Annotated in this window: 25 protein-coding genes; 13 read left to right on the plus strand and 12 right to left on the minus strand. The window is 55.6% G+C overall.

The features are described from left to right. The 9 genes from C8N30_RS02450 to C8N30_RS02490 all read left to right on the plus strand — a co-directional run bounded on the left by C8N30_RS02450 (position 1) and on the right by C8N30_RS02490 (position 10,021). Positions 1-1,386, plus strand: a complete 1,386-nt coding sequence (locus C8N30_RS02450; RefSeq protein WP_025062907.1) for an acetyl-CoA carboxylase biotin carboxylase subunit — start codon at positions 1-3, stop codon at positions 1,384-1,386. Continuing rightward, complete coding sequence (locus C8N30_RS02455; RefSeq protein ID WP_025062908.1) at positions 1,383-2,258, plus strand: 5-oxoprolinase subunit B family protein; 876 nt, start codon at positions 1,383-1,385, stop codon at positions 2,256-2,258. Before C8N30_RS02450 ends, C8N30_RS02455 begins: the two co-directional genes overlap by 4 nt. Further along, the gene (locus C8N30_RS02460; protein ID WP_025062909.1) at positions 2,248-3,219 is read left to right on the plus strand and encodes a 5-oxoprolinase subunit C family protein; all 972 of its coding nucleotides are present in this window, start codon (positions 2,248-2,250) and stop codon (positions 3,217-3,219) included. The genes C8N30_RS02455 and C8N30_RS02460 overlap by 11 nt, the downstream gene beginning before the upstream one ends. Before the next feature lie 61 nt (positions 3,220-3,280). Beyond that, entirely contained in the window at positions 3,281-4,354 is a 1,074-nt protein-coding gene (gene torT, locus C8N30_RS02465) for a TMAO reductase system periplasmic protein TorT (RefSeq protein ID WP_025062910.1), read from the plus strand. Between the two features lie 66 nt (positions 4,355-4,420). Beyond that, on the plus strand, positions 4,421-5,929 hold the full coding sequence (locus C8N30_RS02470) for a sugar ABC transporter ATP-binding protein (RefSeq protein ID WP_025062911.1): 1,509 nt from the start codon (positions 4,421-4,423) through the stop codon (positions 5,927-5,929). Beyond that, positions 5,926-6,936: an ABC transporter permease gene (locus tag C8N30_RS02475; RefSeq protein WP_025062912.1), complete on the plus strand. Its 1,011-nt coding sequence runs from the start codon at positions 5,926-5,928 to the stop codon at positions 6,934-6,936. The genes C8N30_RS02470 and C8N30_RS02475 overlap by 4 nt, the downstream gene beginning before the upstream one ends. Before the next feature lie 250 nt (positions 6,937-7,186). Next, positions 7,187-7,375 carry a transposase gene (locus C8N30_RS19920; RefSeq protein WP_120222834.1) on the plus strand — a complete coding sequence of 63 codons (189 nt, stop codon included), beginning with the start codon at positions 7,187-7,189 and terminating at the stop codon, positions 7,373-7,375. Positions 7,376-7,586: 211 nt separating this feature from the next. After that, positions 7,587-8,375, plus strand: coding sequence for a carbon-nitrogen hydrolase family protein (locus C8N30_RS02485; RefSeq protein WP_025062913.1), 789 nt, complete (start codon positions 7,587-7,589; stop codon positions 8,373-8,375). Further along, positions 8,372-10,021 carry a flavin monoamine oxidase family protein gene (locus tag C8N30_RS02490; protein WP_025062914.1) on the plus strand — a complete coding sequence of 550 codons (1,650 nt, stop codon included), beginning with the start codon at positions 8,372-8,374 and terminating at the stop codon, positions 10,019-10,021. The genes C8N30_RS02485 and C8N30_RS02490 overlap by 4 nt, the downstream gene beginning before the upstream one ends. Before the next feature lie 134 nt (positions 10,022-10,155). Here the strand turns inward: C8N30_RS02490 and C8N30_RS02495 are convergent, their stop codons facing one another. From C8N30_RS02495 to C8N30_RS02550, 12 genes are all read right to left on the minus strand, one after another. Next, entirely contained in the window at positions 10,156-10,926 is a 771-nt protein-coding gene (locus C8N30_RS02495) for an SDR family oxidoreductase (protein WP_025062915.1), read from the minus strand. Then, positions 10,926-11,849: a dihydrodipicolinate synthase family protein gene (locus C8N30_RS02500; RefSeq protein WP_025062916.1), complete on the minus strand. Its 924-nt coding sequence runs from the start codon at positions 11,847-11,849 to the stop codon at positions 10,926-10,928. Before C8N30_RS02500 ends, C8N30_RS02495 begins: the two co-directional genes overlap by 1 nt. Further along, positions 11,846-12,517 carry an aspartate/glutamate racemase family protein gene (locus C8N30_RS02505; protein ID WP_025062917.1) on the minus strand — a complete coding sequence of 224 codons (672 nt, stop codon included), beginning with the start codon at positions 12,515-12,517 and terminating at the stop codon, positions 11,846-11,848. The genes C8N30_RS02500 and C8N30_RS02505 overlap by 4 nt, the downstream gene beginning before the upstream one ends. 5 nt (positions 12,518-12,522) lie before the next feature. After that, complete coding sequence (locus C8N30_RS02510) at positions 12,523-13,959, minus strand: amidohydrolase family protein (protein ID WP_025062918.1); 1,437 nt, start codon at positions 13,957-13,959, stop codon at positions 12,523-12,525. 2 nt (positions 13,960-13,961) lie between these two features. Next, entirely contained in the window at positions 13,962-15,389 is a 1,428-nt protein-coding gene (locus C8N30_RS02515) for an ABC transporter substrate-binding protein (RefSeq protein WP_025062919.1), read from the minus strand. Next, entirely contained in the window at positions 15,386-16,420 is a 1,035-nt protein-coding gene (locus tag C8N30_RS02520; protein WP_025062920.1) for an ABC transporter ATP-binding protein, read from the minus strand. The genes C8N30_RS02515 and C8N30_RS02520 overlap by 4 nt, the downstream gene beginning before the upstream one ends. After that, positions 16,417-17,406, minus strand: a complete 990-nt coding sequence (locus tag C8N30_RS02525) for an ABC transporter ATP-binding protein (RefSeq protein WP_037967954.1) — start codon at positions 17,404-17,406, stop codon at positions 16,417-16,419. The genes C8N30_RS02520 and C8N30_RS02525 overlap by 4 nt, the downstream gene beginning before the upstream one ends. Then, complete coding sequence (locus C8N30_RS02530) at positions 17,403-18,275, minus strand: ABC transporter permease (RefSeq protein ID WP_025062922.1); 873 nt, start codon at positions 18,273-18,275, stop codon at positions 17,403-17,405. Before C8N30_RS02530 ends, C8N30_RS02525 begins: the two co-directional genes overlap by 4 nt. A 7-nt stretch (positions 18,276-18,282) precedes the next feature. Further along, entirely contained in the window at positions 18,283-19,248 is a 966-nt protein-coding gene (locus tag C8N30_RS02535; protein WP_025062923.1) for an ABC transporter permease, read from the minus strand. Between the two features lie 81 nt (positions 19,249-19,329). Next, on the minus strand, positions 19,330-20,889 hold the full coding sequence (locus C8N30_RS02540; protein WP_025062924.1) for an ABC transporter substrate-binding protein: 1,560 nt from the start codon (positions 20,887-20,889) through the stop codon (positions 19,330-19,332). 76 nt (positions 20,890-20,965) lie between these two features. Further along, the gene (locus C8N30_RS02545; RefSeq protein ID WP_025062925.1) at positions 20,966-21,367 is read right to left on the minus strand and encodes a VOC family protein; all 402 of its coding nucleotides are present in this window, start codon (positions 21,365-21,367) and stop codon (positions 20,966-20,968) included. Positions 21,368-21,468: 101 nt separating this feature from the next. Further along, positions 21,469-22,116: a GntR family transcriptional regulator gene (locus C8N30_RS02550; RefSeq protein ID WP_025062926.1), complete on the minus strand. Its 648-nt coding sequence runs from the start codon at positions 22,114-22,116 to the stop codon at positions 21,469-21,471. A gap of 117 nt (positions 22,117-22,233) precedes the next feature. On the opposite strand from C8N30_RS02550, the gene hydA reads away from it, so the two are divergent. The 4 genes from hydA (at position 22,234) to C8N30_RS02570 (ending at position 26,010) form a co-directional block, all read left to right on the plus strand. Beyond that, complete coding sequence (gene hydA / locus C8N30_RS02555) at positions 22,234-23,628, plus strand: dihydropyrimidinase (RefSeq protein ID WP_025062927.1); 1,395 nt, start codon at positions 22,234-22,236, stop codon at positions 23,626-23,628. Between the two features lie 159 nt (positions 23,629-23,787). Then, positions 23,788-24,375: a TetR/AcrR family transcriptional regulator gene (locus C8N30_RS02560; protein ID WP_025062928.1), complete on the plus strand. Its 588-nt coding sequence runs from the start codon at positions 23,788-23,790 to the stop codon at positions 24,373-24,375. 57 nt (positions 24,376-24,432) lie between these two features. Beyond that, a complete protein-coding gene (locus tag C8N30_RS02565; RefSeq protein ID WP_025062929.1) occupies positions 24,433-24,849 on the plus strand; it encodes an organic hydroperoxide resistance protein in 417 nt (138 codons plus the stop codon). Positions 24,850-24,852: 3 nt separating this feature from the next. Then, entirely contained in the window at positions 24,853-26,010 is a 1,158-nt protein-coding gene (locus C8N30_RS02570; protein ID WP_025062930.1) for an iron-containing alcohol dehydrogenase, read from the plus strand. The last annotated feature ends 11 nt before the right edge of the window (positions 26,011-26,021 follow it).

Consider the following 26,021-nt stretch of genomic DNA (forward strand, 5'->3'; position numbering starts at 1 on the left):
ATGACAATTTCCCGCCTGTTCATCGCAAACCGGGGCGAAATTGCCGTACGCATAATCCATGCAGCAAAGGCACTCGGGATCACCACGATTCAGGGCTACTCAGAGGCTGATGCCGACATGCTTGCGGTCAAGCTCGCAGATGAATCAATCTGTATAGGACCGGCACCCGCCAAGGAAAGCTACCTCAAGATCGACAGCCTGATGGCGGCAATCAAGAGCAGCAATGCGGACGCCGTTCACCCCGGTTACGGTTTCCTGTCCGAGAGTCCAGCGTTCGTGCGGGCGGTCGAAGCGGCGGCTGTCACCTTCATCGGTCCGAGCGCCGCAACGATCGAGCGGATGGGTGACAAGGTCGAGGCGCGCAAGGCCGCAGAAGCAGCCGGAGTCCCTGTGGTGCCCGGCTCCAAGGGCCGTGTGGAAACCGTGGACGAAGCGGCGCGAATTGCGGCCGAAATTGGCTATCCGGTGATGATCAAGGCCGCCGCCGGGGGTGGCGGGCGCGGTATCCGCGTGGCGGATAATGAAGCGGAGTTGCGCAAACTCGCCCCCCAAGCCCAACAGGAGGCAGCTGCTGCTTTTGGGGATGGCGGGCTCTATCTCGAACGCGCCGTTCGCTCTCCTCGCCATATAGAAGTACAAATTGTGGGCGATGGCACAAACGCCATACATTGCTTCGAGCGAGAATGCTCGCTCCAGCGTCGCCGCCAGAAGGTGTGGGAAGAAGCTGGTGCCGACTGTTTGGATGCCAAGACCCGCGATGATCTCTGCGCCTCTGCCGTGGCACTTGCGAAAGACGTAAACTACCGCGGCGCAGGTACATTGGAATACCTCTATGACGAGGCCACGAAGGAGTTTTTCTTCATCGAGATGAACACCCGCATTCAGGTTGAACACCCCGTAAGCGAGATGATCACCGGCATTGATTTGGTGCAAGAAATGATCCGCGTATGCGGAGGCCAGAAGCTAAATATTACCCAAGACCAGATCACCCGCAACGGGCACGCCATCGAAGTGCGCATAAATGCCGAAGACCCCTACAAGCAGTTTATGCCATGGCCCGGCAAGCTGGAGTCGATGCACCTGCCAGAAGGTGACGGCATCCGCATCGATCACTTTTTATATGAGGGCTACCAGATCCCGCCCTTCTACGACTCCCTTCTGGGCAAGGTGATCGTACATGCGCCGACCCGTGCCGAGGCGATAAAAAAGCTCAAAACCGTTTTGCAACAAATCGAGCTGAAAGGGCTAAAAACCACCATCCCGCTGCATCTGGCGCTGGCCGATGATCCGGACGTACAGGCCAGGAAGTTCCACACTCAATGGCTTGAGCCTTGGCTTGCCGCGGGCAATCTCAAACAAACCAGTACAACAGGAGGTGCATCGTGAAAACACGTTACACATTTGGGGGTGACGAGCATATCTACGTCGAAATGGATGAAGAGATGTCTTTGGACGCTTTCTTCAAATCCCTCTCGATGAGCAATGCGGTTCGGGACGCCGACATCCCCGGCGTGACCGAGATCTGCCCTGCCAATGCATCCTTTCAGGTCAAGTTCGACCCCGACGTGACCCATCCCGACGACATGCTCAAACGCGTGCAGGAACTGGAGAATAAGGCAGACAGCGCGGAAAAGCGACTGTCCACGCGGATCATCGAGATCCCTGTTTTCTATCAGGACCCATGGACCCAGGAATGCGTTATGCGCTTCCGCGAACGGCATCAGGACCCGTCGGGCACCGATCTGGACTATGCCGCGCGCATTAACGGCTTTGACAGCGTCGAGGCCTTCATCGAAGCGCATCACTCGCAGCCATGGTTCGTCTCCATGGTCGGATTTGTGGCGGGCCTGCCGTTTCTTTACCAACTGGTCGAGCGCGACAAGCAGTTGCAGGTACCAAAATATCTACGCCCACGCACGGACACTCCCAAACTGACCGTCGGCTACGGCGGATGCTTCTCGTGTGTTTATTCGGTGCGCGGTGCTGGCGGCTATCAGATGTTCGGCATCACACCAATGCCCATCTATGACCCTGAGCAAAAGACAAGCTACCTCAAAGACTTCATGGTCTTCTTTAAGCCAGGTGACATCGTCAAATGGAAACCCATCGACCGCGCCGAATACGACCGCATCGTGACCGCTGTCGAGGAAGGCACCTATACCCCGCGCATCGCCGTAGTCGATTTCGACCTTGAAGAGTTCAACGCCGATATGACGGGCACAAACGCGAAATTGATGGAGGCTCTCGATGGCGCTTAAAATCAACAAACCCGGCCTTTCCACCTCTGTTCAGGACCTCGGACGCCCCGGGTACTTCCACCTCGGCATCCCGATCAGCGGTGCAATGGACCGGTTCGCCTTACGCGCTGCCAATATGCTGGTGGGAAATCCCGAGGACGCCGCAGGTCTTGAGGCAGTGTTCATGGGCCCCGAGATTGAGTTTACCGAAGACGCTGTCGTGGCGGTGACAGGCGCAGATATGCCAATGATGCTTGACGGAAGTCCGGTCGAGGGCTGGACATCGTTCGACGTCAAGGCAGGCCAGACACTAAGCTTTGGTTTCCTCAAAACCGGCGCTCGGGTCTATATTGCGATCAGCGGCGGCATCGCCACCGATCCCGATCTGGGCAGCCGCTCTACCTACCCCATCGGCGCATTGGGCGGGATCGAAGGACGCGCTATTGCGGCGGGCGATCTGGTGCCTGTGGCCAAGGGCGATCTATCCAAATCCGGGCGCAGCGTTTCCCCTGCCCTTCGCCGTGGTCCTGATAACCCAGCCTCCTTGCGTGTGCTGCCGGGCCTCTACTGGAACCGCTTAACAGAGGCGGCAGGCAAGGGCTTTTTCGAGGACACATGGACTGTCGCTGCCGAAGCAGACCGCATGGGCTACCGCTTTAAGGGTGGGCGCGCACTGGAGTTCGTTGACCGCGAGCAACCCTTCGGCGCAGGCGCTGATCCATCCAACATCGTCGATGGCTGCTATTCTTACGGCTCCATTCAAGTCCCCGGCGGGACAGAACCAATCGTGCTTCACCGCGATGCCGTCTCTGGCGGTGGGTATTTCACCCTCGGCGCGATCATTTCTGCCGATATGGATCTAATTGGCCAATTGCAGCCCAATACCCCCGTTAACTTCGTGAAGGTTGATATGGAACAGGCCCTTGAGGCGCGAAGAGCCCGCCGCAAGATGCTGCAACAAATCCGAGAAGAGCTCAACTAAGAGCCACAAATCTAACCAGCGGGCACGCCCCGCCAACAACACCGACAAGGAGAAGATCACGATGAAACATTTTCTGAGAGCAACTGCAGCTCTGGCACTTGCCACGGCGATCCCGGCGGGCGCTTTTGCGCAGGACGCATGGTTCCCTTATGAGGCCGAGGAGGTCACACCTGCCTTTGCCGCGGATGGTACGGTATCGGCGGTGACCTACACGCCACTGGAAAAAGCCGAGAAGGCGTGGAACATTTGCGTGTCCTTCCCGCATATGAAAGACGCCTACTGGCTGGGCGTGAACTATGGCGTGGCAGACGAAGCCAAGCGCCTTGGGGTAAAGATGAACAACGTCGAGGCCGGCGGCTATACCGAACTGGCCAAGCAAATCACCCAGATCGAGGATTGCGTCTCCGCCGGTGCGGATGCGGTTGTCATTGGGGCGATATCTTATGACGGCCTGAACAACGTGATCAAGGAAGTCGCAGCAAAGGGTATTCCGGTAATTGACGTGATAAACGGCGTATCTTCGCCCGACATCTCCGGCAAGTCGCTGGTGTCTTTCCAGACAATGGGCGCCGAAACCGGCCGCTATCTGGCTGCAAAACATCCCGCAGGCTCCGAGCCGGTGAAGGTGGGTTGGTTCCCCGGTCCCGCCGGTGCAGGTTGGGTCGAGGCGGCCAATACTGGGTTTATGGAAGCGATCAAGGGGTCTGCAGTCGAAGTGCTGGAGCCGCGCTTTGGCGACACCGGCAAAGAAGCACAACTCAAGCTGGTTGAGGATGTACTGCAAGCCAACCCGGAAGTGCGCTATCTTGCAGGGACAGCCGTGACAGCAGAAGCTGCCCAAGGCCTCATCCGCGAGCGCGGATTGCAAGGCAAGGTAGACCTGCTGGCCTTCTACATGACACCCGGTGTCTACACCGGCATCCAGCGTGGCTTTATTTTGGCGGCCCCGGCAGATTCCATGGTCGTTCAGGGCCGTATCGCTATCGATCAAGCGGTTCGTATTCTTGAAGGCAAGGAATACGTTAAACACGTAGGCCCCAAAATCTTCGTCGTTGATCCCGATAACATCGAAAGCGTGTCGCGCACCAACATCCTGCCACCGGATGGCTACAGCCCCGTGTTCTCGGTCGAGTAAAACCTTACGGACCTGAAACCTCATGGGCCGGATGTTTCCGTCCGGCCCATGCATATGGAGCCTCCCATGACCCACCCCCCACTGATCCAAACCACAGCCCTGTCCAAGTCGTATCCAGGCGTTCTGGCATTAGACGCGGTCGATCTTGATCTACGCGCAGGTGAGGTGCATGTTCTCTTCGGTGAGAACGGTGCGGGGAAATCCACACTGATTTCGATGCTGGCAGGCTCTAACACGCCGAGTGCAGGCAACATCCAACTGAACGGCGAAACAGTGTCTTTCAAAAGCGTGGCAGATGCGCAGAAAGTCGGCATCTACACGGTATTTCAAGAATTCTCGTTGATCCCGACGCTGACGGTGGCGCAGAATATATTCCTAGGCAAAGAACCCAAGCGCGGCCCTTTCATAGATCACCGCGCTATGCGCACTAAGGCCGCAGCAGTGTTTGCCGAGCTGGATTTTGACATCGACCCACAGGCTTTGACCGCCGGTCTATCGCGCGCGCAGCAACAAATGGTCGAGATTGCCAAAGCATTCCACGGCGATCTGTCGGTTCTCATTCTGGACGAACCGACCGCCTCGCTCACTGACCGGGAGGTAGATCACCTCTTTGATTTCATTAAAAGGCTAAAGGCCGATGGTGTGGGCATCCTCTATATCTCCCACCGCATGCAGGAATTCGCGCGCATTGCCGACCGGATCACCGTGCTGCGCGACGGAGCCAAGATCGGCACCGTCAATATGGCAGATACGAATGATGCGGCGCTGGTGGAGATGATGACCGGCCGCAGCATCTCCGAGATATATCCCAAGATCGCCAAGCGCGACGGCGAGGTCGTGATGCAAGTAAAAGACCTGCGCGCGCCACGCCTACATCCCGCTAGTTTCGAGATCCGGGCCGGTGAAGTCCTCGGCGTGGCAGGGCTGGTCGGTTCCGGAAAGTCGCGTCTGTTTCGCACAATCATGGACCTCTATCCGCGCACTTCCGGCAGCGTCACCTTTCGCGGGCGCGACATCAGCCGTGCCCCTACCCGCGAGATCATTCAGGCGGGGGTCTATTACCTATCGCCCGACCGCAAACACGAAGGTCTCGACCTTGCCAAATCCTCCAACGATAACCTTGCTGTAAACCCGATGATGGCCCGGCTGGATGAGCGGCTGCGAGGGTTCGTGAACTGGTCCGCCGTGCGTGCGGCCACCGATGTGACCGCCGACAAGGTAGAACTGCCACAAGGCTACCGTCCCAAGCTCGTCTCGCAACTGTCGGGGGGTAACCAGCAGAAGGTGCTGTTTGGCAAAGCCTTTGGCCAGCCCGTGGATCTATATATCTTCGACGAGCCTACGGTGGGCGTGGATATGGGCACCCGTGCCGCACTTTATATGATGATCAAGGAGTTGGCCGAGGCGGGTAAGGCGGTGGTGTTGATTTCCTCCGATCTGCCCGAAGTCCTGAACCTGTCGCACAGGGCGTTGGTGTTCGCACATGGCCGCATCTCGGCGGAGCTCGATGGAGAGTCCATGACTGAAGAACTGATTTTAAAACACTTTTTTGATGAAACAGGAGCCACCGCATGAGCCCCCAAACCGAGACCCAGGCCGCGTCGAACATCTTCAAGCAGCTGTTTATCAAGGTTGGCGTACTGCCCTTTTTCCTTGGCATCGCGCTGGTGGTGTTCACCGCCCTGTCGGACAAGTTTCTGACAGGCCAAAATTTGTTAAATGTAGCGCGCCAGTCGGTCTATCTGGTGCTGGTGTCCATGGGGCAAATGCTGGTGCTGATCTCGGGCGGGTTCGATCTGTCCGTCGGGACGGCAATTGCTCTGACCTCGGTGGTGTCTGCTACCGGAATGGTCGCTATGGCAGGTATTTTTCCTGATATGATCTGGCTTGCGATTATACTTGGCGCCTTTATGGGCTTTGGGGCGGCACTTTTGATCGGGGCGGTAAACGGCATCGGTGTTGCTTATTTCGAGGTCTCTCCCTTTATTATGACCCTTGGTGTATCCTCTGTGGGTGCGGGTCTGGCGCTGTTCCTGACGGGTGGCGTACCGGTCAGTGGTATGCCATTCGCCTTCGGCGATACCTTCGGATTTGGCCGCCTCTGGGGTATTCCTGTGCCCGTAATCGTCGCATTGATCTGTATTGTTATCATGTGGGTGTTCATGTCACGCACGCGGCTGGGCACGCAGGTCTATGCCGTAGGTGGCAACATCAAGGCAGCCCATCTGTCGGCTATAAACACCAAACAGACGCTGATGCTGGCCTACATCATTTGCGCATTGATCGCCTCGCTGACGGGTTTACTACTCACCGCGCGTGTCGAATCCGGCGAGGCAAACCTTGGCGGTACCATCGCTCTTGAATCGATTGCCGCCTGCGTTATCGCAGGTGTCTCCCTGCGCGGCGGGATCGGACGGGTTGAGAATGTAGTTTTGGGCGCGTTCTTTATCGTTCTCGTGCAAAATGGTATGAACCTTGCTCAGGTTAGCTCCTATATGCAAATGGTTTTGTTGGGTATGTTACTGATCCTCGCCGTAATCTTCGATCAATTGCGCTACCGAATGATTTTAAGTGGCAATTAAGATCCCGTTCCGCATGGGTAAAAGCCGGGCTTTGTTGCGCTAATCTGATCCCGACAGGATATACTGCATCAATCCAGCGTAATAGCTGGCGATTATGAGCAACTGTACACTGACGACATACCAGACGTGGAACCGCGCAGAGTATAAAACCCTCCACTGAGGCGGTGCGGATCATTATCAATCCCTCTGCCGACAGCACATGCGTGCATGAGTTAGAGGTTGGTTTGATCCTGAGGCAGGCGACCGGTTTATGGAGAGCCTTATGAAACGGGTTAGGCAAGACTGGCATTTGGCGGATTTCGCCACCCTGTGTCGGCGTCAGAACACGTTGCCCGTCTCCATACCTTACAAGGGACCAACAGGTGCGAACGTGCGCAACGAAGCTCCACCATCCTCAACGGCTTCGCAACTCTTGGTATACCTGGTACCGTGGCCGTGAGCTAAATCCGTCCGGGGTAAGGGAAATACCGTCCGCAAGCGGGATTTGTTCGACACAGCCCGTTGACACTCAACACAGGGAAACCCGTGGCTATTGGCGAGTACATCAGGTACTTTTCAGGTCGAAATCAAATCTTCGCTTCACTACTGAAAGCCGGAAAACAGATGCTTATAATGCAGATATCATCAGTTTCACTAAAATATTCTTTTCTATGAAAATCGCTCTTTGGCAAACAACACCCGATGATGACATCGGTAACAGCCTCAAGCGTCTGGCAGCAGCCGTTGAAGCAGCGGTACGCGCCCAAGCTGATCTGCTTGTGTCACCTGAAATGTTCATAGGCGGATATAACATTGGGGAAACGGCAGTTCGGAAACACTCCGAAGTTTATGAGGATGTGAAACGTCAACTCTGTGATCTTGCGGCACATCATAAGATTGCGCTTATAATCGGATTACCAGCACCTCATGGGACCCTGCCATTCAACAGTTGTATTGCTATTGATGAAATGGGTATTCAGCAGGCACTTTATCACAAAACCCATCTTTACGGCGATGTTGATCGCAAACAGTTTTCCCCCGGCGCCATGCTTTCCCCCATATTCGAGCTTGGCGGTTGGCAGATCGGACTTGCGATTTGTTATGATATCGAGTTTCCGGAAGTCGCACGCGATCTTGCCCTGCGCGGTGCTGACCTCATAATCACACCAACAGCGAATATGGCACCATTCGACAGCGTCGCAACTCGGCTCGTCCCTGCGCGCGCCGAGGAAAACGCGGTTTACGTGGCTTATTGCAACTATCTGGGAACTGAAGGCGCGTTTCACTACAACGGGTTATCTTGCCTTTGCGGCCCTGATGGAAAAGATCTGGTCCGCGCGGGCGTAGACGATATCGGCCTGTTTTTTGGAACACTTACCCGCGACGCGTTGCAGACTGCACGTGGCAAACAATGTCATCTGCGAGACCGCAGACCTGACCTTTATGGAAAGTCTGAATGAAACCTGTAACTGTTTTTGGCCCCGACTTCCCCTTTGCCTATGACGATTGGATCAGCCATCCGTCGGGGATTGGATCCTTGCCAGCAAGTGCTCTGGGCTCAAAGGTGGCGATCATCGGCTCGGGTGCGGCGGGCGTCATAGCTGGATATGAATTAATGAAGCTCGGCCTTCAGCCCATCCTCTTCGAATCCGGCCAGTTTGGCGGGCGGCTGCGGTCCCAACCATTCGAGGGTGTAGAAGGGGTCATCGCTGAACTGGGCGGCATGCGTTTTCCTGTCTCGTCAACCGGATTTTACCACTACGTCAACTTGCTGGGACTTGAGAGTGCACCCTTCCCCAATCCACTAACCCCTGCTGCCGGATCTACCGTGATCGATCTGCTCGGGAAGACGCATTATGCGAAAACACTTGCCGACCTGCCCCCCCTTTTTTCCGAAGTTGCTCATGCCTACGCCACAGCACTGGAGGAGGGCGCAAACTTTGGCGCACTAAAGCAGGCTATCAGACATCGGGATATCCCCCGTATCAAGGAAATTTGGGATCCCCTTGTCAAGGCATGGGACGAACGGACCTTCTACGATTTCGTCGCTTCCTCCGAGGCGTTTCAAAAACTTTCGTTCCATCATCGTGAGGTATTCGGACAGGTGGGGTTCGGGACTGGCGGCTGGGATTCCGACTTTCCCAACTCAATGCTCGAGATACTGCGGGTTAATGTAACCGAATGCGATGACCATCAACGCTACATTATCGGAGGCGTTGAACAGGTGCCCCGCAAACTGTGGACCCATTGCCCCGAAAAAATTGCCCATTGGCCGTCAGCCACCAGCCTTGCCGGTCTTAATGGCGGTGCGACACGAAGTGGGGCTTCCCGCATACGCCGCAAATCGGAGACGACAATCGAAGTTACGGACAAGTGGGGCCGCGCCGATGATTTTGAAGCGGTTTTGGTGACGTGCCAGAGCCATCTTTTATCCACCCAGATCGACACCGAAGAAACGCTCTTTTCACAAGATTTATGGATGGCACTGGACCGCACGCGTTTTATGCAATCCGCAAAGACCTTCGTGATGGTTGACCGTCCGTTTTGGAAGGACAAGGATCCAGAAACCGGCCGGGACATCATGTCGATGACATTGACCGACCGCATGACGCGCGGCACGTATCTTTTCGACAACGGGCCGGACAAACCATCTGTTATATGCCTTAGCTATTCTTGGATGACCGATGCCCTGAAGGTTCTTCCCTTGCCAACAGACAAACGTGTGGAATTAGCGCTGTCAGCACTAAACAAGATCTATCCGACTTTAGATATCCGCAGCCATATCCTCGGTGATCCGATCACAGTCAGCTGGGAAGCGGATGAGAACTTCCTTGGCGCTTTCAAAGGCGCCCTACCTGGTCACTACCGCTATAACCACCGGATGTTTGGCCATTTCATGCAGCAGAACATGCCACCCGAGCAACAAGGAATTTTCATCGCCGGAGATGGCGTAAGCTGGACGCCTGCGTGGGTAGAAGGCGCCGTGCAGACCTCATTGAACGCGGTATCGGGTATCATCCATCATTTCGGAGGATCGTCCCATGCCGACAACCCGTCGCCTCGCGATGCATATCATGCGTATGGACCAGTCACGTTGCTTAACTGATGCGCAAGTCTCGGCATCTTGTCCAACGTGTCGGGGTCGGACCGAGCGAGAAGGACCAAGAACCTAGCACAACAAATCCGTTTAACTGACGCGGCGCCACTATAAGCCGCGTCAGACTAAAACCAGTTTGATGCCTAGATCGACTTGATCGCGCCACCATCGATGCGGATGCGCGAGCCTGTGACATAGGAAGCCCGAGCGGACGCAAGGAATGTCACAACATCAGCGAATTCTTCGGGTTTTCCGTACCGACCAACGGGAATCGCTGCACGCGAATTTGCAGCAACTTCGGCCACATCTTTTTGCGTTCGCTTCGCTGCCGCTGCGTCCAGTTCATCAACACGTTGTGTGTGAATGCGCCCGGGCATTACGACATTCACGGTGATCCCATCAGCAGCTACTTCGCCTGCCAGCGTTTTGGACCAACCGACCAAGGCCGCACGAATACCGTTCGAGAGCGCGAGGTTCGGGATCGGCTGCTCCACGCCGGATGACGTGACAGAAATCACTCGGCCCCAACCGCGTTCTTTCATCGGCGGTAAAAGGCGTGTCGTCAAATGAAACAGGTTCGCCGCCATCGCTTCAAAATTGGTAATCCAAGCAGCCCGCTCTGTCGCCTCTGCTGTACCGGGGGGTGGCCCACCGCCGTTATTCACAACAATATCAACTCCGCCTTCGGTCAGAAGCCTGTCTATGACGGTATCCACCGCTTGAATAGCTGACAGATCCAGCTCGATAGGGTGCACGTTGCCCATCCCGTTCGCCCAGCCTTCGATCTTGTCGATACTGCGCGCTGCCGCGAATACCACAGCACCCTCGGCAGCCAAGGATTTGGCAATTGCCATGCCAATGCCACGGCTGGCCCCCAGCACAAGTGCGCGTTTCCCACCTAGTTCCAGATCCATTAATTCAGCTCCTTAAGTCTTTGCTCTTGTCGTATAATCAACTGATCAACCTCCCGGCGGCTCGCTTCCGACAAAGCCGCCCCTGGCCTGCGCAACGCGTCATGCGCAATAATTCCGCGCTTCGCTAGGGTGTATTTGCGGATAGCGAGACCCATACCGGGCTGCTGTTCGAACCGTGCCAAGGGGAGATAAGCGTCAAAGAGATCACGTGCACGGTCGGGCTCGCCACGTGTATAATGCTCCACAACCGTTACCATCATCTCTGGGTATGCAAATCCGGTCATGGCACCGTCAGCACCGCGCGCCATCTCCTCTGGCAGGAAAAGGCCCCCGTTGCCGCACAGGATCGAGATGCGTTTGTTCAGGACGCCTTCGCGGCGCAGATAGCTGATCTTTTCCAGCCCCGGCCAATCTTCGTGTTTCAGACAAACACATGACGGCAGATCGTTGACGATACGCGCGATGATCCCCGACGACATCTGAACGCCAGTCGCGAGCGGAAAATCCTGCAAGACAAATGGCACATCGCCGATCAACTCTGCCACTTGGGTGTAATAGCCTATAATCTGGTCGTCGGTGCGCAAACTTCCGGGTGGGGCTACCATAACACCGGCCGCACCCAGATCCATAACCATTGTAGTGAGTGCATCTATCTGCGCAAACCCGGGAGCAGAAACACCGACGACGACCGGCACTCGCCCATCCACCCTTTTCAGGATGCGCGCGACGACATCACGCGATTCCTCTACCGTGAGCTTGGGTGCCTCGCCCATCATGCCAAGAACCGTTAGTCCTGTCGCTCCGGCGTCCAGATAAAAATCGACCATCCGGTCGCAGCTTTCCATATCGATCCGGCCATCGGGGTGAAAGGGTGTCACCGCGATCACGAAAACGCCCTGCGCGTCAGTTGTCAGTTGTTTCATACTTTGTCCAATCGTGTCTTTTGTAACGCAACGCGCCCGATTGCCATGGCGGCAGCCGCCTGACAGGGTTCGACCACGGGCACGCCGAGGTGATTTTCGAGATTAGTGCGAAAGGCTGTCATGCCTGCGCAGCCCAGAATAAGCACATCCGCCATAGCAGCGTCGCGCAGGCGTGTTCCCACGACTTTAAGACGGTCAAAGGTCTTTTCTTCGTCCGCCAGCTCCAACACCCCAAGCTCGAGCGGCATGTCGGCGGCCAACCGGTCCATCACTCCCATCGCACCGACATAGCGCATGTGTCGCGGGATACTTTTCGACAGGATCGAGATTATCCCAAAGCGCTGCCCCATCGTCATTGCTGTCAGAATGGATGCCTCGGCGATGCCAATGACGGGACGTGAGGATTGTTCGCGCAATGCGGCCAAACCGGGATCAGAGTAGCAGGCAATCACAAACGCGCTTGCGCTGTCTTCGAGTGCTGCGCAGTGCGTCAACAATGGACCAACCACCCCATCAACATGCGCTTGGGTTTCAATACCGGGCGGGCCCTCGGCCAGAGTGCGCGCAGCGATACTGACGGAGCTCGCTGTGCGCATAGGCTCAACCGCGCGGTCAATTCCATCGGTAACGTGTTGGCTGCTATTGGGGTTAATTATGTAGATCGTCATTTCATTTATCCTTCCTGTCCCCAGAAATCTGACGGTAGTTCCAGATCATTCTGCCCGCCGATACGCGTAATCATTTGCGCCGCTTGTGCGTTGGCGTCGTCAAGAATTTCGGCCTCGTCTACGCGCGTTGGTCGGCCCATCCGCAAAACAACCTGCCCCCCAACCAGAACGGTGTCGACATCATTGCCGTTAGCAAAACACACCAGCCGGTGAACTGGCATATTGAGCGGGTAAAGATGCGCGCGCCGCAAATCGACCACCGTCAGATCAGCATCCTTGCCCACCTCCACCGAGCCTATGCGACCTTCCATTCCAAGAGCTCTCGCACTTGCAATAGTACACATTTCCAGCGCCTTGCCGATCGGCAGAACTGATGCATCGCGAAAATGGGTACGATGATAATGCATTGCCTGCTGCATGTGACGGAACATGTCACTCGAACGATCAGGTGCTGTCGCATCCGACCCCAGCGCAACAGTAGCACCCGCCGCCATTAGCTCAATCGCGGGACAACGGCCCAAAATCGACGCATTCGCGGATGGATTATGGGCGATCTTCGTATCACTGGCCGCGACCAGGGTGATTTCATCCTCGTGCAGATCAATACAGTGTGACAGCAGGGTTTCCGGCCCCAAAAGGCCCAGTTTTTCAGCCCTACGGATGGAACCACGCCAATGGCCGTCTTGAGTAAAGATCAAACCACGCTCGCGGGCAAATGCGCGCACAATCCGCACCTGCTGGCAGGCTACGGCATAGGCTTCCGGCGGCATATCTTTCTCGTGCTCATCGCGCAAAACGGGATAGAGCATTGCAATCTGAATACGTCCCTCATTGGTGTTATGCCACACTTCCGCAATCTCACGAGACGTCTGCATTTGTTGTTCAAAGCTAACTTCGTATTGCCGCCGTTCGCCGGTATACCAATCGGCGTAGAGGCGCGGATGTGGCGCACGCGTGGGACCAACGGCCACCATGCTGCGTGTGCCCACCTCTACCACCCCGCGACAATGCGCAGCGGCGTAGGCAGGATTATCCGTTCGCATAATTGTATCGCCACCACCCAAAAGGGAAACGCCAGTTGTCACGCCAAAACGCAACCGCTCCAACGCGGCCAACCGTGCCTCGGCATACCAGAATTCGGGCGGCGACGCTTGAGTGTAAACCTCACCGCAGATGTCCTCCCACCGATCGCCCCCGTGCATTCCCATTGATTTGATCAATCCATGCCCTGCATGGGCATGGACGTCGATCAAACCGGGGATGATGATCTTACCCGTGCAATCAATAATCTCAGTGGTTTCAATCTGCGCCCGAAGATCATGGGCAGTGCCTACAGCAGCGATCTTGCCACCAGCGACAGCGACGGCGCCTTCTTCTATCACGCGGCGCTCCGGATCCATCGTCACCACAGTACCGCCAGCCAAAATTATATCAGCTTGCATCGTTATGCCCCGCTCAGCTTGGGAAGACGGGCGACATCAATCACGCCGTCGGCGGGCATTTTGAAATCAGGGTGTTTTCCTGCCAGACCAATAACGCGCAAAGGATTGTAAAGCGTCAGCCAAGCCGGATCATCTTGAAGCATTTTATAGGCCTCACGCCAGATTTCGGCGCGCGCGAAGCGTTTGGTCGTGACACGCCCTGCGTCGATCAGCGCTTCAACTTTGGGGTTCGCGTACCCCTGCCACCATGAACCTGCCACGCGTGAATCGATTTTTTCGAAAAGCACGCGGTATGTACTCATCGGACTTGAATCAAACACGCACAGATCACGGATTTCCTTAAGCCGCACCATATGCGCGTAGTCCTCCCTTTCGGGATGGATGAACACCTGTAACTTGATACCTACCTGCGCCAATTGATCCCCCAGCGCAGCGGTCAATCGCTCCGCCTCATCCGGAAGGCGCGTTGGGCAGTCCACGTTCAATGTGAGGCCCTCGGCGTAGCCTGCTTCGGCCAAAAGGGCCATCGCGCGGTCGCGGTCCACCACGGCACCATTACCCTGCCCCGCACCGAAATGGTTCGGACTGACAAATCCGCGCAAGGGGTGGGCAGCCCCCTGCATGACTGTCGTGATCAGAGCCTCTCTGTCGACGGCAAGGCTTAGCGCAAGACGGACGTTTGCGTCAGCCAAAGGTCCACGGGCCGCGTTCAGCAAATATATGATCGCAACGGGCGACAGAAATTCGTGGCGCATCTCGCCAAGACGCCGCGATTTTTCGAAATCAAGGCCAATGGCAGCCTGCACCTTGCCCTGTTCCAGCAGTTCCAGACGCTGTTGCGGATCAGCTTCCAGTTGCCATGTTACACGCGCGTTTGCAGCCTCACCGGCAAAGTGGCCTGCTATCCGCTCTGCGGTGATTTGGGTCTGAGTGATCTTGATCAACCTATAGGGACCCGATCCGATTTGAACGCTGAAATCCTCCGCGTCCAGTGCTGCAAAAGCCGAAGGTGCGACGACAAAACCCTGCTCCAGCACATCAAGAAGATCCGCCATCGGGGCAGCAAGCGTCAACTGCAACGTTCGCTCGTCCAATACGTCGATCTGTGCGCCGCCTAAAAACTGGCGCCAGACAGCAGGCGCACCAAGCGTATACCCCTTATCCTCCCGTGCCATACGGGTCAGACAAGCGGAAACCGCGCCTGCATCACAGCGTGTCCCATCGTGAAACGTGACATCAGGCTGCAAATAGAACGTCCATTGGCGCGCGTCGGTCGAGACCTCCCAGCGCTGCGCAAGATGTGGCACGAAATCCTGCCCAACACGGCGCACAAGCGTATCATAAATCGCGTGCAGTATCGTCAGTTCATCCGTCGCATCGGTGCAGTCATGGGGATCGTGCAGGCCCAGCCTTGGTTGCGCAATGATCATCTTATCTTATCCCTTTCAGGTTCATCGACCAAATGGCACGCCACAGTCTGGTCATCGCCAACGTCCCTCAAAAGCGGACGTTCTCTGGCGCAGCGTTCCCACGCAAAAGGGCAACGGGTCCTGAAGCAGCATCCAGAAGGCAACTCCAACGCCGAGGGCACTTCGCCACTAAGAGTAATCTCTTCAACGTCGCGCTTTTCTTTTATGCTCGGGGCTGCCGAAAGGAGCGCGCGCGTGTAGGGGTGGCGCGGTTTGGCGAACAGCACATCACGCGGTGCGTTTTCGACCATGAACCCGAGGTACATGACCCCTACCCGATCCGCGATGTGGTTCACTACCGACAAGTCATGGCTGATAAAAAGGTATGCCAGACCGAACTCATCACGCAGGTCCATCATAAGATTGAGAATCTGCGCCTGAATGGACACGTCGAGCGCAGAAACCGGCTCATCTGCAATGATCAATCCAGGCGTCACCGACAATGCACGCGCAATTCCAATGCGCTGTCTCTGCCCACCGGAAAACTGGTGCGGGTAGCGCCCCGCATGCTCTGCATTCAGGCCGACCTTGGCCAACAGCGCTTCGGTCTTTGCCGCTACGCCTTTGCGATCAGCAGCATTTTTGGTCTGCTCCAACAGCGGTTCGGCCACGATATCGCGTACGCGTTGCCGTGGATTAAGCGAGGCGTAGGGATCCTGAAAAATCATCTGCATCTTTGCCCGTACCGGCAACATTTCTGCAAATCCGTGGTTGGCAATATCCTCGCCATCGACCTTCACCGCCCCCCGCGTAGGCTTATAAATCCGTGCAATCGTTTTTGCGACTGTGGACTTGCCACAACCACTTTCGCCAACAAGGGCCATGATTTCGCCGCGCGCGATCTTAAAGCTGACCCCGTTCACCGCATGGACAACGGGGCGGTCAAGCTTGAACCCCTTCGCGCTCAGCCTGAGGCGGTCAAGCACACCGCCCCCGATGGAGAAATGCATTTCAAGATCACGCACTTCGAGCATGGGTGTCGCATCGTTCATGCGCTTTCTCCCGGAACCAGTGGAAAGTGGCACGCCGCCTCTAGCGACATATGTTGTGCGCGTAGAACCGGCTCTTCTTCGGCACAGCGGGCCTGCGCACGCGGGCAACGGTCCCGAAAATTGCACCCTTCAGGCAGGTTTCGGATATCGGGCACCGAGCCGGGGATCTGCTTGAGCCGCGCATGACGGTTCAGCGGATCAGGGATACTGTCGATCAATCCTCGGGTATATGGATGCGCCGGCGACGAAATCAGATCGCGGGTGCGCCCCCGCTCGACGACTTTGCCACAGTAAAGAACGGTAATATGATCCGCCATTTCAGACACGACAGCCAGATCATGGGTTATCAGGATCATTGACGCGCCCTTTTCAGCGATCTGGGCGCGCATCAGCTTCAATATCTGGCTTTGGATTGTTACATCCAAAGCCGTCGTTGGCTCATCCGCGATTATCAGACGCGGCCGCGCAAGCATGGCGATGGCAATCACAACGCGCTGACGCATACCGCCGGAAAACTGGTGGGGATAGGCGTTGAGGCGCTCTGCAGCGCGGCTGATACCGACGCTTTCGAGCATATCGATGCAAGCCTGCTTGCGCGCTGCTGCGTCCAGATCGGTATGCAAGCAGAGCATTTCGTCCATTTGACGACCAACCGTATGCAGTGGATTCAGCGAGGTCATGGGATCCTGAAAAACCATAGCGATGTCGCGCCCGCGTATCTCGCGCAGCCGTTTTTCGCCGGCCTGAACAAGGTTCTCACCCTCCAGCAAGATTTCCCCACCTTCAATTTTTCCCGGGCTGTCGATCAAGCCGAGGATCGAAAAGCCAACGACTGATTTACCGCCACCGCTCTCGCCGACGAGCCCCATCACCTCACCTTTGCCGATGGAGAAACTTACGCCGTTGACAGCCTTAACCGTGCCGGAAAACGTGTGGAAATAAGTGCGCAAATCACGCACATCGAGCAAAGTATCAGGCACAGTCATTTCAACCTCGGATTCAATTCGTCACGCAAGAAATCACCGAACAGGTTGATCCCGAAGACCAGCATCATAATCGCAAGTCCGGGGAAAACCGATGTCCACCACAGCCCCGAAAATAGAACGTCGAATCCGTTCTTGATCAGCAGGCCCAGCGACGGTTGGGTGATCGGCACACCCACACCTAAGAAGCTGAGCGATGCTTCGATGAGGACAAAGGTTCCGACCTGTATTGTCGCAATAACGATGAGTGGTGTCAGCACGTTGGGCAAAACATGTTTGCGGATAATTTTAGCATTAGACAGCCCTGCAACTTTCGCAGCCTGAACGTATTCTTTTTCGATTTCGGACAAGGTGGATCCGCGCACAGTGCGGGCGTAAACGACCCAACCAACAGCCGTCAAAGCGATCAAGACCTTATCCACGCCTGTTCCCACTGCCGACATCAAAAACAGGGCGATCAAAATAGACGGAAACGAAAGCTGGATGTCAGCGATCCGCATGATGACCGCATCGGCGATGCCGCCGTAGAACCCTGCGATTAGGCCCAGTATTGTCCCGATGGTACAAGACGCGATCATCGCCACCAGACCGATAAAAACTGAAATACGCGCACCATACAAGATCGATGCCCAGACATCGCGGCCCTGCCCGTCCGTGCCCAGCACGAATTGCGCATCGCCTCCTTCAAGCCAAACGGGTGGCTTGTAGCTGTCCATCAGGTTCAAAGAAGCAATGTCATATGGGTTTTGTGCCACCAGAAACGGACCGGCGATTACCGCAAAAGCGAAAAGAGCCATAAACGTACTGCCGATAACGGCCGATGTGCTGCGCGTGTAGTTGTGGAAGAACTCCGAGCGGAGGAAAGAAGTCATGATGCCCTCATTTCAGCGTAATGCGCGGGTCGATCAGCGTATAGACAAGATCGACCAGAAAATTGATGACAACAAAGATCACCGCAACCAGCATCAGATAGACAACGATCACGGGCCGGTCGGCACGGTAAATTGAATCGATAAGCAGCTTGCCCATGCCGGGCCAGGAAAAAATCGTTTCGGTAATAGTAGCAAAAGCGATGAGGTCGCCCAGTTGCAGGCCGAATATTGTGACAACGGGGATCAATGCATTTTTCAGACCGTGCTTATACAAAACGTCTCGACGCGTAGCTCCTTTGGCCCGCGCGAATTTCATATAGTCTTGGCGCCCGACCTCCATCATTCCCGCGCGTGTCATACGCAACAAAATGGCCATTGTTCCCAGCGACAGAGTTACCGCGGGCAGGATAATGTGATGCCAGCCGTCCCATGTCACAAGGCTCAGCCGCAAGCCGAATACCTCTGCGGTGTCGCCCCGCCCGGATGACGGGAATATCCCCCAGTTGACTGCAAACAAATAGATCAGAACCATGCCGACCCAAAAACCGGGCAGCGAAATCCCAAGCAACGACCCTGACATGATCGTACGGCTCAGCCGGCCGTTCGGGTTCGCGCCAGCATAAACGCCCAGAGGGATCGCAATGACGATTGCCAGAACCATCGCGACAAGCACCATTTCAACAGTCGCGGGCAAGCGTTCCAGGATCAGTGTCATCGCGGGCTGGCGAAAAACATAAGAGTGACCGAAGTCACCCTGCAACAGGCTGGTGAGAAATTTCCAGTACTGGACAATCAAAGACTGGTCGAGCCCGAGAATACGGCGCGCCTGCGCGATTTCAGAGTCTGTAGCGTCAATCGGCACGATCATGAAAACCGGATCACCGGTAAAGCTCATCATCATGAAAACCACGACAGAGACAACCCACAGCACGAGCAGCATCTGTATCAGCCGTTTGAGAAGATATCCAAACATCGGAACGGGCCGTCTTTCATTGAAGGGAAATAAACGCGCGCCCCACAGCATCTGAGCTGCGGGACGCGCAAATTATCAGGATCAGTCGACGTCCATTTCGAAGGCCGAGATAAATTTGTCCACGCGCGGTTTAAGCGTAATACCTTTGCGTACTGCATAAATATCCTGCTCATAGTGCATCGGGATCATCGGAATATCAGCCATCAGGATTTTGGTCGCTTCCTGCAGGTATTCGTCACGCTTGGCGAGGTCGGGCGTGGAGTCCGCCTTGTCGATCAGCGCATCCAGTTCAGCGTTGGAATAGGAACCGCGGTTAACCTGCCCATAGCCTTCTTTTTTGTCACGGCTATAGAATAGCGCGCCATACATCGAACCGGCATCTCCCGAGGGAACATCCCAGCCGCTCATGATAAAGCTGGAGTTTTCAGTTGGGACGCGGATGTAGCCCCAGAAGTTGGACTTGGGCATGATATTCAGTTCAAGATTAACGTTGATCTTGGCGAGCATCGATGCGAGCGCCTGAGCGATTTGCGCATCGTTGACATAACGGTTGTTCGTCGCATCCAATGTCATCGTAAAGCCGTCAGGATACCCTGCTTCCGCAAGCAAATCCTTGGCTTTTTCAGTATCTACAGGATACATTTCGCGGAAATCCATCCCGTCAACAAAGCCTAAGTGAGCTTCGGGCACGAACTGTGCCGATGGTGAGGCAAGCCCGTTCATGACGATCTTGTTGATCGCATCCACGTCAATGGCGCGGGCAATCGCTTCGCGCACGCGCTGGTCAGTCATCGGGTTCTTGCCCTCGATGGTCGGCGACTGCTCGCGGGTGTCCATCGCAAGAACAACGTTCAACAGGCTTGGTCGTGTAATAACCTCAAATGCGTCCTCGGACTTTACGCGATCGACATCACGTACCGCGAGATCCTGAATAACATCGACCTCACCCGTCAGAAGCGCTGCAGTGCGGGTCGCAGGATTGGTGATCGGGCGAAACGTGACGGTCTGGATCGCGGGCGCACCGCCCCAATAATCGCCGAAGGCCGTCAGCACCAACTTCTCTTCCTTGATCCACTCATCCAGCATGTAGGGACCTGTGCCCATAGGCTTGAGGTCCATCTGCTCATCACCGGTCTGGGTCGTGTACTCCTCATCAAGGATCAGCAATTCTGCCAGATCATTGGGAAGCACAGCATATGGCTTCGGCGTCGTGATCTCGACCGTCAGATCGTCGATAGCAGTAACAGAAGCGACATTCGCAACAAGATCAGGGCGGATCGATGCGCGCGCCTTCTCAACGGTGTAGACAACATCGGCTGCCGTGAATGCGTTGCCGTTATGGAACGTCACACCGTCGCGCAGCTTGAACCGCCATGTCAGATCATCCACGTTCTCCCAGCTTTCTGCCAGACCGGGACCGAATTCCAGTTCGGGGCTTCGCGAAACAAGCGGGTCGTACAGGTGGTAGTACATGATGTTCGACGAAAGCTCTTCTCCAGCAAGCGGAAACAGATGGCTAGGGTCAGACGTCAGCCCGATCGTCACGGATTTCTCCTGGGCCAGCGTAACACCTACACTGGCGACGACAAATGTCGCGCCAAGAATCCCAATGCGCCACGCATTTTGACTTAGATTTTTCATGATAACTCCTTTGTTGGTCGCTTTCGCGTGAGGTCGTTCGGGCGGTGTGCCGCCTCTTTAGGTTATACTTTGATTATCAGTGGCCCGGCTTCGCGGTTTGCACCTCGATCTGATATCCTTCAGGATCGTTCATGGCGAAGGAACGTATGCCCAGCTCCTCACTGTCACGCAGCTCGGTCATTCCCGGAACGCCTTGCGACTGGGCCCAAGCGTACCATGCATCCACATCCGGCACGCGCAGGCAAATCTGAACCGTCTTGTCCTCGGCCCAGTTTTGCATTCCGCGCGCCTCATCGACCAGACCAAGATGCGCCTGACCGTCTATCCGGTAGATTTTCGACCAACCCTGATCAATGGCCAACTCGAATCCCAACACATCTTCGTAGAATGCCATCGCGGTCGGCAGATCGCGATAATACTGAAACGTAATCGCAAGGATGATTCCGCCAGTGGGTCTTTGAGGGGCTATTTGTGACATGCAGCTTCCTGAATTTCTGATTTGGTATGCAGACGGTATACAAGAAAAAAACCGAGTCAACGCCTGTCAGAAAAAATGCGGTCGCAGTGCAGCTTATTAGGTCAGAATGGGTGATTAATGTGCGAGATGATCGATTCGCGAACTTTTTTGAGATGAAACCTCATCGCTTCAGCGGCATTTTCAGGCTCGCCGCTCACGATCGCGTCGATGATCGCCAGATGCTCATGGCAGCCCGGCTCGAACCTTTCAGGTATAGACCCTTGGCCATACATGCGGGTTTTGACCTTCAATCCTTCGATCAATTCGGCCAGCAACCGTGACCCTGCATTGCGGGCAATCGCGAGGTGAAGCTGGACGTCGAGCGCAAAATGCGCTTCGGAATTAGGGCGAATGCCATCCAAAAACCCTACAATTTTTGCCCTCAACTCCAACAAATCATCCTTTTTTCCATTGGAAAGAGCCGCTTTGCGCGCAGCTTCGCACTCCAGCAGACTGCGGACATGCAGGATCTCCATAATGTCCGCCAGCGATATACTGCTGACCACAGGTGTGCCGGAGGTTGCACGTTCAGCAAACCCCTCACTGACCAATTGGCTGATAGCCTCACGCACGGGCGTGCGAGATACACCAAGACGGTCGGCAAAGTTTTTTTCCCGCAACGGAGCGCCCGGCTCCAACGTCCCATCAAGGATCATCGCCTTCATCCGCTCGAACGTCGAGGTGCCCAAAGTTTGTGCAGCGTCGCCCATGTAGTCCCTCCTGATAGCATGCAATTCTCTACACCAGAGCACGCAATGTATTCCAAGTTGTAGGATTTGGTATACACTTGGTATTTCATAGTACAAAATCTAGGCGGCGGAAACCATATGAAAGAAGCAGATTTCGACACACTGATCCGAGGGGCCACCGTTGTGTACCCGAATGGCGCTGATGAGGCCGACATCGGCATTCGAGACGGTGTCATCGCTGCGGTCGGACCCGACCTGCGAAACGGGGCAAAAACAACGATCAATGCACGCGGACTGATCGCGCTTCCCGGCGGTGTTGATACGCACTGCCATATAGAACAAGTTTCAGGTGCGGGCCTGTTAAACGCCGATACGTTTGAGACTGCTACACGCTCTGCCGCGATGGGTGGTACCACGACCGTAATATCCTTTGCTGCGCAACACCCCGGCAACAAAATCACAGATGTCGTAGACGCTTATGCCAAACTGGCGCGCAAGGGCTCGCTGATTGACTATGCGTTTCACATGATCGTCGCCGAAACCGCACATGGCAATCTTGAAGATGATATTCCTGCAATGATCGCGAAGGGCCACCGCTCAATCAAGATATTCACGACCTATGACAAAGTGAGGCAGGACGATAAATCGATCCTAGACATTTTGGCTGTGGCGAAACGCGACGGAGCGCTGGTTTGCTTCCACGCGGAGAACGACGGCTTAATCCGCCACATGACCGAAAAGCTTTTGGCCGAGGGAAAAACCGCGCCGAAATACCACGCAAAGTCCCATCCTCGTATGGCCGAGATAGAAGCAATTGAGCGCATGTGCCGCTTTGCCGAGTTCACGGACTCGCGCATCATGATCTTCCACGTCTCAACACGTGAAGGCGCCCAGATTGTTCGCGCATCCCAAAAGCGCGGCGTAAAAGTATTGGCGGAAACCTGTCCTCACTACCTGTTCATGACCGAGGATATTTTGGAACAAGACAACCCTGCCCGCTTCATGTGTTCACCTCCGCAGCGAACCTCCGACGATCAAGACGCTCTGTGGGATGCAATTGCCGACGGGACGATCAGCTTGGTAACATCGGATCACGCCCCTTACCGAATGGATGAAAGTGGGAAGTTTGCCCATGGCAACGACGCTCCATTCAACAAGATCGCCAACGGCATGCCCGGTCTCGAAACGCGATTGCCCCTAATGTTCAATGAATTGGTCAGTAAAGGGCGCATGGACTTGAACGCATTTGCCCGACTAACAGCAACAGCGCCTGCGGATGCCTTTGGCCTAACGCGGAAAGGACGCATTGCCGAGGGTTATGATGCCGACATCGTCCTCTGGAATCCCGACCTATCACACACATACGGCGCTAATGATCTGCACGACAATGTAGGCTACAACCCGTTTGAAGGCACCACGGTTCGCGGGCTGCCCGTAAGAACCTTATCACATGGCCGCATCGTTGTGAATGAGCGCGCGATTGAAGGGCTGCCCGGTGAAGGCGAATGGCAGCCCATGCTGCTGCCGGAGTAAAAAAGTCCCAACAACTAACCTTAGAGCATTGTAAAAGCTTAATTTTCAAACAACGCGCGCTGGTCCGCTCGCAGCTTTCATCATCTCTCACAGGTGCGTGGTCAAAAAAACCTAAGTCAAAGGTAGACGACCAGTCTAATGGGACCTAAGTAATGTCTCATGGAACAACAAAACGACACCCGCTCTCTGATACTGACGACAGGACGCCGCCTGACAGCCCAACAGGGTTATACAGGCGTCGGCCTGAGTTCTCTCTTAAAGGAAGCCGGTGTTCCAAAGGGATCGTTCTATCATTACTTCGCCTCCAAGGAAGCCTACGGTTGTGCCCTGCTGGATGAATTTGTGACCCAGTATGGCATCGTGCTAAAGGCATCTCTGTTGCATCCCGACATGGATGCGCGCGCTCGGGTTTTTGCCTACTTTGAAGGCTGGAAAGAAAAGCAACTGAGTGGAAACCCCGAAGATCGGTGTCTGGTCGTAAAGTTATCGGCGGAGGTTGCTGACCTCTCCGGAGACATGAGCAACATCTTGCAGAAGGGTGTATCCGAAATCGTGACGCATCTGGTGCAAACACTTGAACAGGGTGTGAAAGATGGCACGATCGCGCCTCTTGAAGACCCCTTAGCAACAGCGGAAACGCTCTATCACATGTGGCTTGGCGCCAGCCTGATTGCGAGCGTTTCGCACAGTGATGCGCCGTTCAACTCCGCGATGAATGCTACAAACATGCTGGTTCCAGCGCCCTAACACTAAAAAAATTTACACGCTTAATAGACGACCGGTCTATTAAATAAAGGACATTACATGAAGATTTTTTACAAAACCGCCGCTAGCGCAACCGGAGGCCGTTCGGGGACCGCAGCACTTGATGATGGCAGCTTTTCGGTACATATGGTGCGCCCTGACAGCGGGGAAGCTGGGGTAAATCCCGAACAGCTTTTCGCACTTGGCTACGCCGCGTGTTTCGATAGCGCAATGGAGTTGACGGCCAAACGCCTAAATCTGGACGCGGCAGGTTCCATGACGACAATCGACGTTGGCATCGGCCAGACCTCGGAGGGAGGCTACGCTCTTGATCTGGATATCACAGCTCATTTGCCCGGCATGGCCCGCGACGATGCACAGCGACTGGTCGAAGCCACACATCAGGTTTGCCCGTATTCCAACGCAACCCGCGGCAACATCGACGTGCGCCTGCACATAAAGACCGAAGAGGTATAGCCGATGAACAATTTTGATTTTCGCAATCCGACCCGTATCCTGTTTGGTAAAGGCCGCATTGCGGACCTTAAAGATCAGGTTCCAAAGGGGGCTAAGGTTCTCGTCATCTATGGCGGAGGAAGTGCTGAGCGTACCGGCGTATTGTCACAAGTGCGCGAGGCACTCTCGTGTCACACCCTCATTGAATTCGGCGGGATCGAGCCGAACCCGCGCTTTGAGACCGCCCTCAACGCAGTTGAGCTGGTCCGCGAGGAAAGTATCACCTTCCTACTTGCCGTTGGCGGCGGGTCCGTCATCGACGCCACAAAATTCATCGCTGCTGCCGCAACGGACAAGGGGGACGCATGGGACATCCTGACCTCGCGCGGTTCGGTCGTAAAAGGTGCCCTGCCGTTTGGTACCGTGCTGACGCTGCCTGCAACGGGATCAGAGATGAATCCAGCCTCGGTGATTACTCACGCAGAAAAGGGTGCAAAGCTCCCCTTCATGAGCTCGCACTGCTATCCGCAATTTTCGGTGCTGGATCCTGAGATCACATTCTCGCTGCCACCACGGCAGATCGCGAACGGTGTCGCCGATGCATTTGTTCACATCATCGAGCAATATCTGACTTACCCCGTTGCTGCGCGTGTTCAGGACGGCTTTGCCGAAACGCTGCTGCGGACCCTGATCGAGCTGGGGCCCAAAGCGCTGGAGACACCGGGCGACTACGACATCCGTGCCAACCTGATGTGGACCGCCACGCTGGCCCTGAACGGTCTGATCGGCGCGGGCGTGCCGCAAGACTGGGCAAGCCATATGATCGGTCACGAGATTACCGCGCTCAACGATACAGATCACGCGCGTACGCTGGCCGTTGTGCTGCCATCGCTAATGCACGATCAGCGTGGCCCGAAGCGAGAGAAACTGCTCCAATATGCCGCTAACGTTTGGGATCTACGCGACGGATCCGACGACGCCCGCATCGACGCCGCAATCGACGCCACCCGCCGCTTCTTTGAGACAATGGGGATGAAAACACGGCTGGGCGATTATGATATCTCCGCACCCGAAATCGAGCGCATCGTCAACGCTCTAAAAGATCACAACATGACCGCAATCGGCGAGCATGGCGTCATCACACCCGAGGACGCCCGCCGCATTCTCGAAGCGGCGCTATAGGGAGCTTCGAA

The organism is Sulfitobacter guttiformis (assembly GCF_003610455.1).
Lineage (GTDB): Bacteria > Pseudomonadota > Alphaproteobacteria > Rhodobacterales > Rhodobacteraceae > Sulfitobacter > Sulfitobacter guttiformis.

Coding starts and splice junctions, on each gene's coding strand:
- C8N30_RS02500 (WP_025062916.1), bottom strand. CDS start 11,849: ATGAAACAACTGACAACTGACGCGCAGGGCGTTTTCGTGATCGCGGTG.
- C8N30_RS02475 (WP_025062912.1), top strand. CDS start 5,926: ATGAGCCCCCAAACCGAGACCCAGGCCGCGTCGAACATCTTCAAGCAG.
- C8N30_RS02540 (WP_025062924.1), bottom strand. CDS start 20,889: ATGAAAAATCTAAGTCAAAATGCGTGGCGCATTGGGATTCTTGGCGCG.
- C8N30_RS19920 (WP_120222834.1), top strand. CDS start 7,187: ATGGAGAGCCTTATGAAACGGGTTAGGCAAGACTGGCATTTGGCGGAT.
- C8N30_RS02530 (WP_025062922.1), bottom strand. CDS start 18,275: ATGACTTCTTTCCTCCGCTCGGAGTTCTTCCACAACTACACGCGCAGC.
- C8N30_RS02565 (WP_025062929.1), top strand. CDS start 24,433: ATGAAGATTTTTTACAAAACCGCCGCTAGCGCAACCGGAGGCCGTTCG.
- C8N30_RS02525 (WP_037967954.1), bottom strand. CDS start 17,406: ATGACTGTGCCTGATACTTTGCTCGATGTGCGTGATTTGCGCACTTAT.
- C8N30_RS02550 (WP_025062926.1), bottom strand. CDS start 22,116: ATGGGCGACGCTGCACAAACTTTGGGCACCTCGACGTTCGAGCGGATG.
- C8N30_RS02545 (WP_025062925.1), bottom strand. CDS start 21,367: ATGTCACAAATAGCCCCTCAAAGACCCACTGGCGGAATCATCCTTGCG.
- C8N30_RS02450 (WP_025062907.1), top strand. CDS start 1: ATGACAATTTCCCGCCTGTTCATCGCAAACCGGGGCGAAATTGCCGTA.
- C8N30_RS02570 (WP_025062930.1), top strand. CDS start 24,853: ATGAACAATTTTGATTTTCGCAATCCGACCCGTATCCTGTTTGGTAAA.
- C8N30_RS02535 (WP_025062923.1), bottom strand. CDS start 19,248: ATGTTTGGATATCTTCTCAAACGGCTGATACAGATGCTGCTCGTGCTG.
- C8N30_RS02485 (WP_025062913.1), top strand. CDS start 7,587: ATGAAAATCGCTCTTTGGCAAACAACACCCGATGATGACATCGGTAAC.
- C8N30_RS02470 (WP_025062911.1), top strand. CDS start 4,421: ATGACCCACCCCCCACTGATCCAAACCACAGCCCTGTCCAAGTCGTAT.
- hydA (WP_025062927.1), top strand. CDS start 22,234: ATGAAAGAAGCAGATTTCGACACACTGATCCGAGGGGCCACCGTTGTG.
- C8N30_RS02520 (WP_025062920.1), bottom strand. CDS start 16,420: ATGAACGATGCGACACCCATGCTCGAAGTGCGTGATCTTGAAATGCAT.
- C8N30_RS02505 (WP_025062917.1), bottom strand. CDS start 12,517: ATGACGATCTACATAATTAACCCCAATAGCAGCCAACACGTTACCGAT.
- C8N30_RS02515 (WP_025062919.1), bottom strand. CDS start 15,389: ATGATCATTGCGCAACCAAGGCTGGGCCTGCACGATCCCCATGACTGC.
- C8N30_RS02460 (WP_025062909.1), top strand. CDS start 2,248: ATGGCGCTTAAAATCAACAAACCCGGCCTTTCCACCTCTGTTCAGGAC.
- C8N30_RS02510 (WP_025062918.1), bottom strand. CDS start 13,959: ATGCAAGCTGATATAATTTTGGCTGGCGGTACTGTGGTGACGATGGAT.
- C8N30_RS02560 (WP_025062928.1), top strand. CDS start 23,788: ATGGAACAACAAAACGACACCCGCTCTCTGATACTGACGACAGGACGC.
- torT (WP_025062910.1), top strand. CDS start 3,281: ATGAAACATTTTCTGAGAGCAACTGCAGCTCTGGCACTTGCCACGGCG.
- C8N30_RS02490 (WP_025062914.1), top strand. CDS start 8,372: ATGAAACCTGTAACTGTTTTTGGCCCCGACTTCCCCTTTGCCTATGAC.
- C8N30_RS02495 (WP_025062915.1), bottom strand. CDS start 10,926: ATGGATCTGGAACTAGGTGGGAAACGCGCACTTGTGCTGGGGGCCAGC.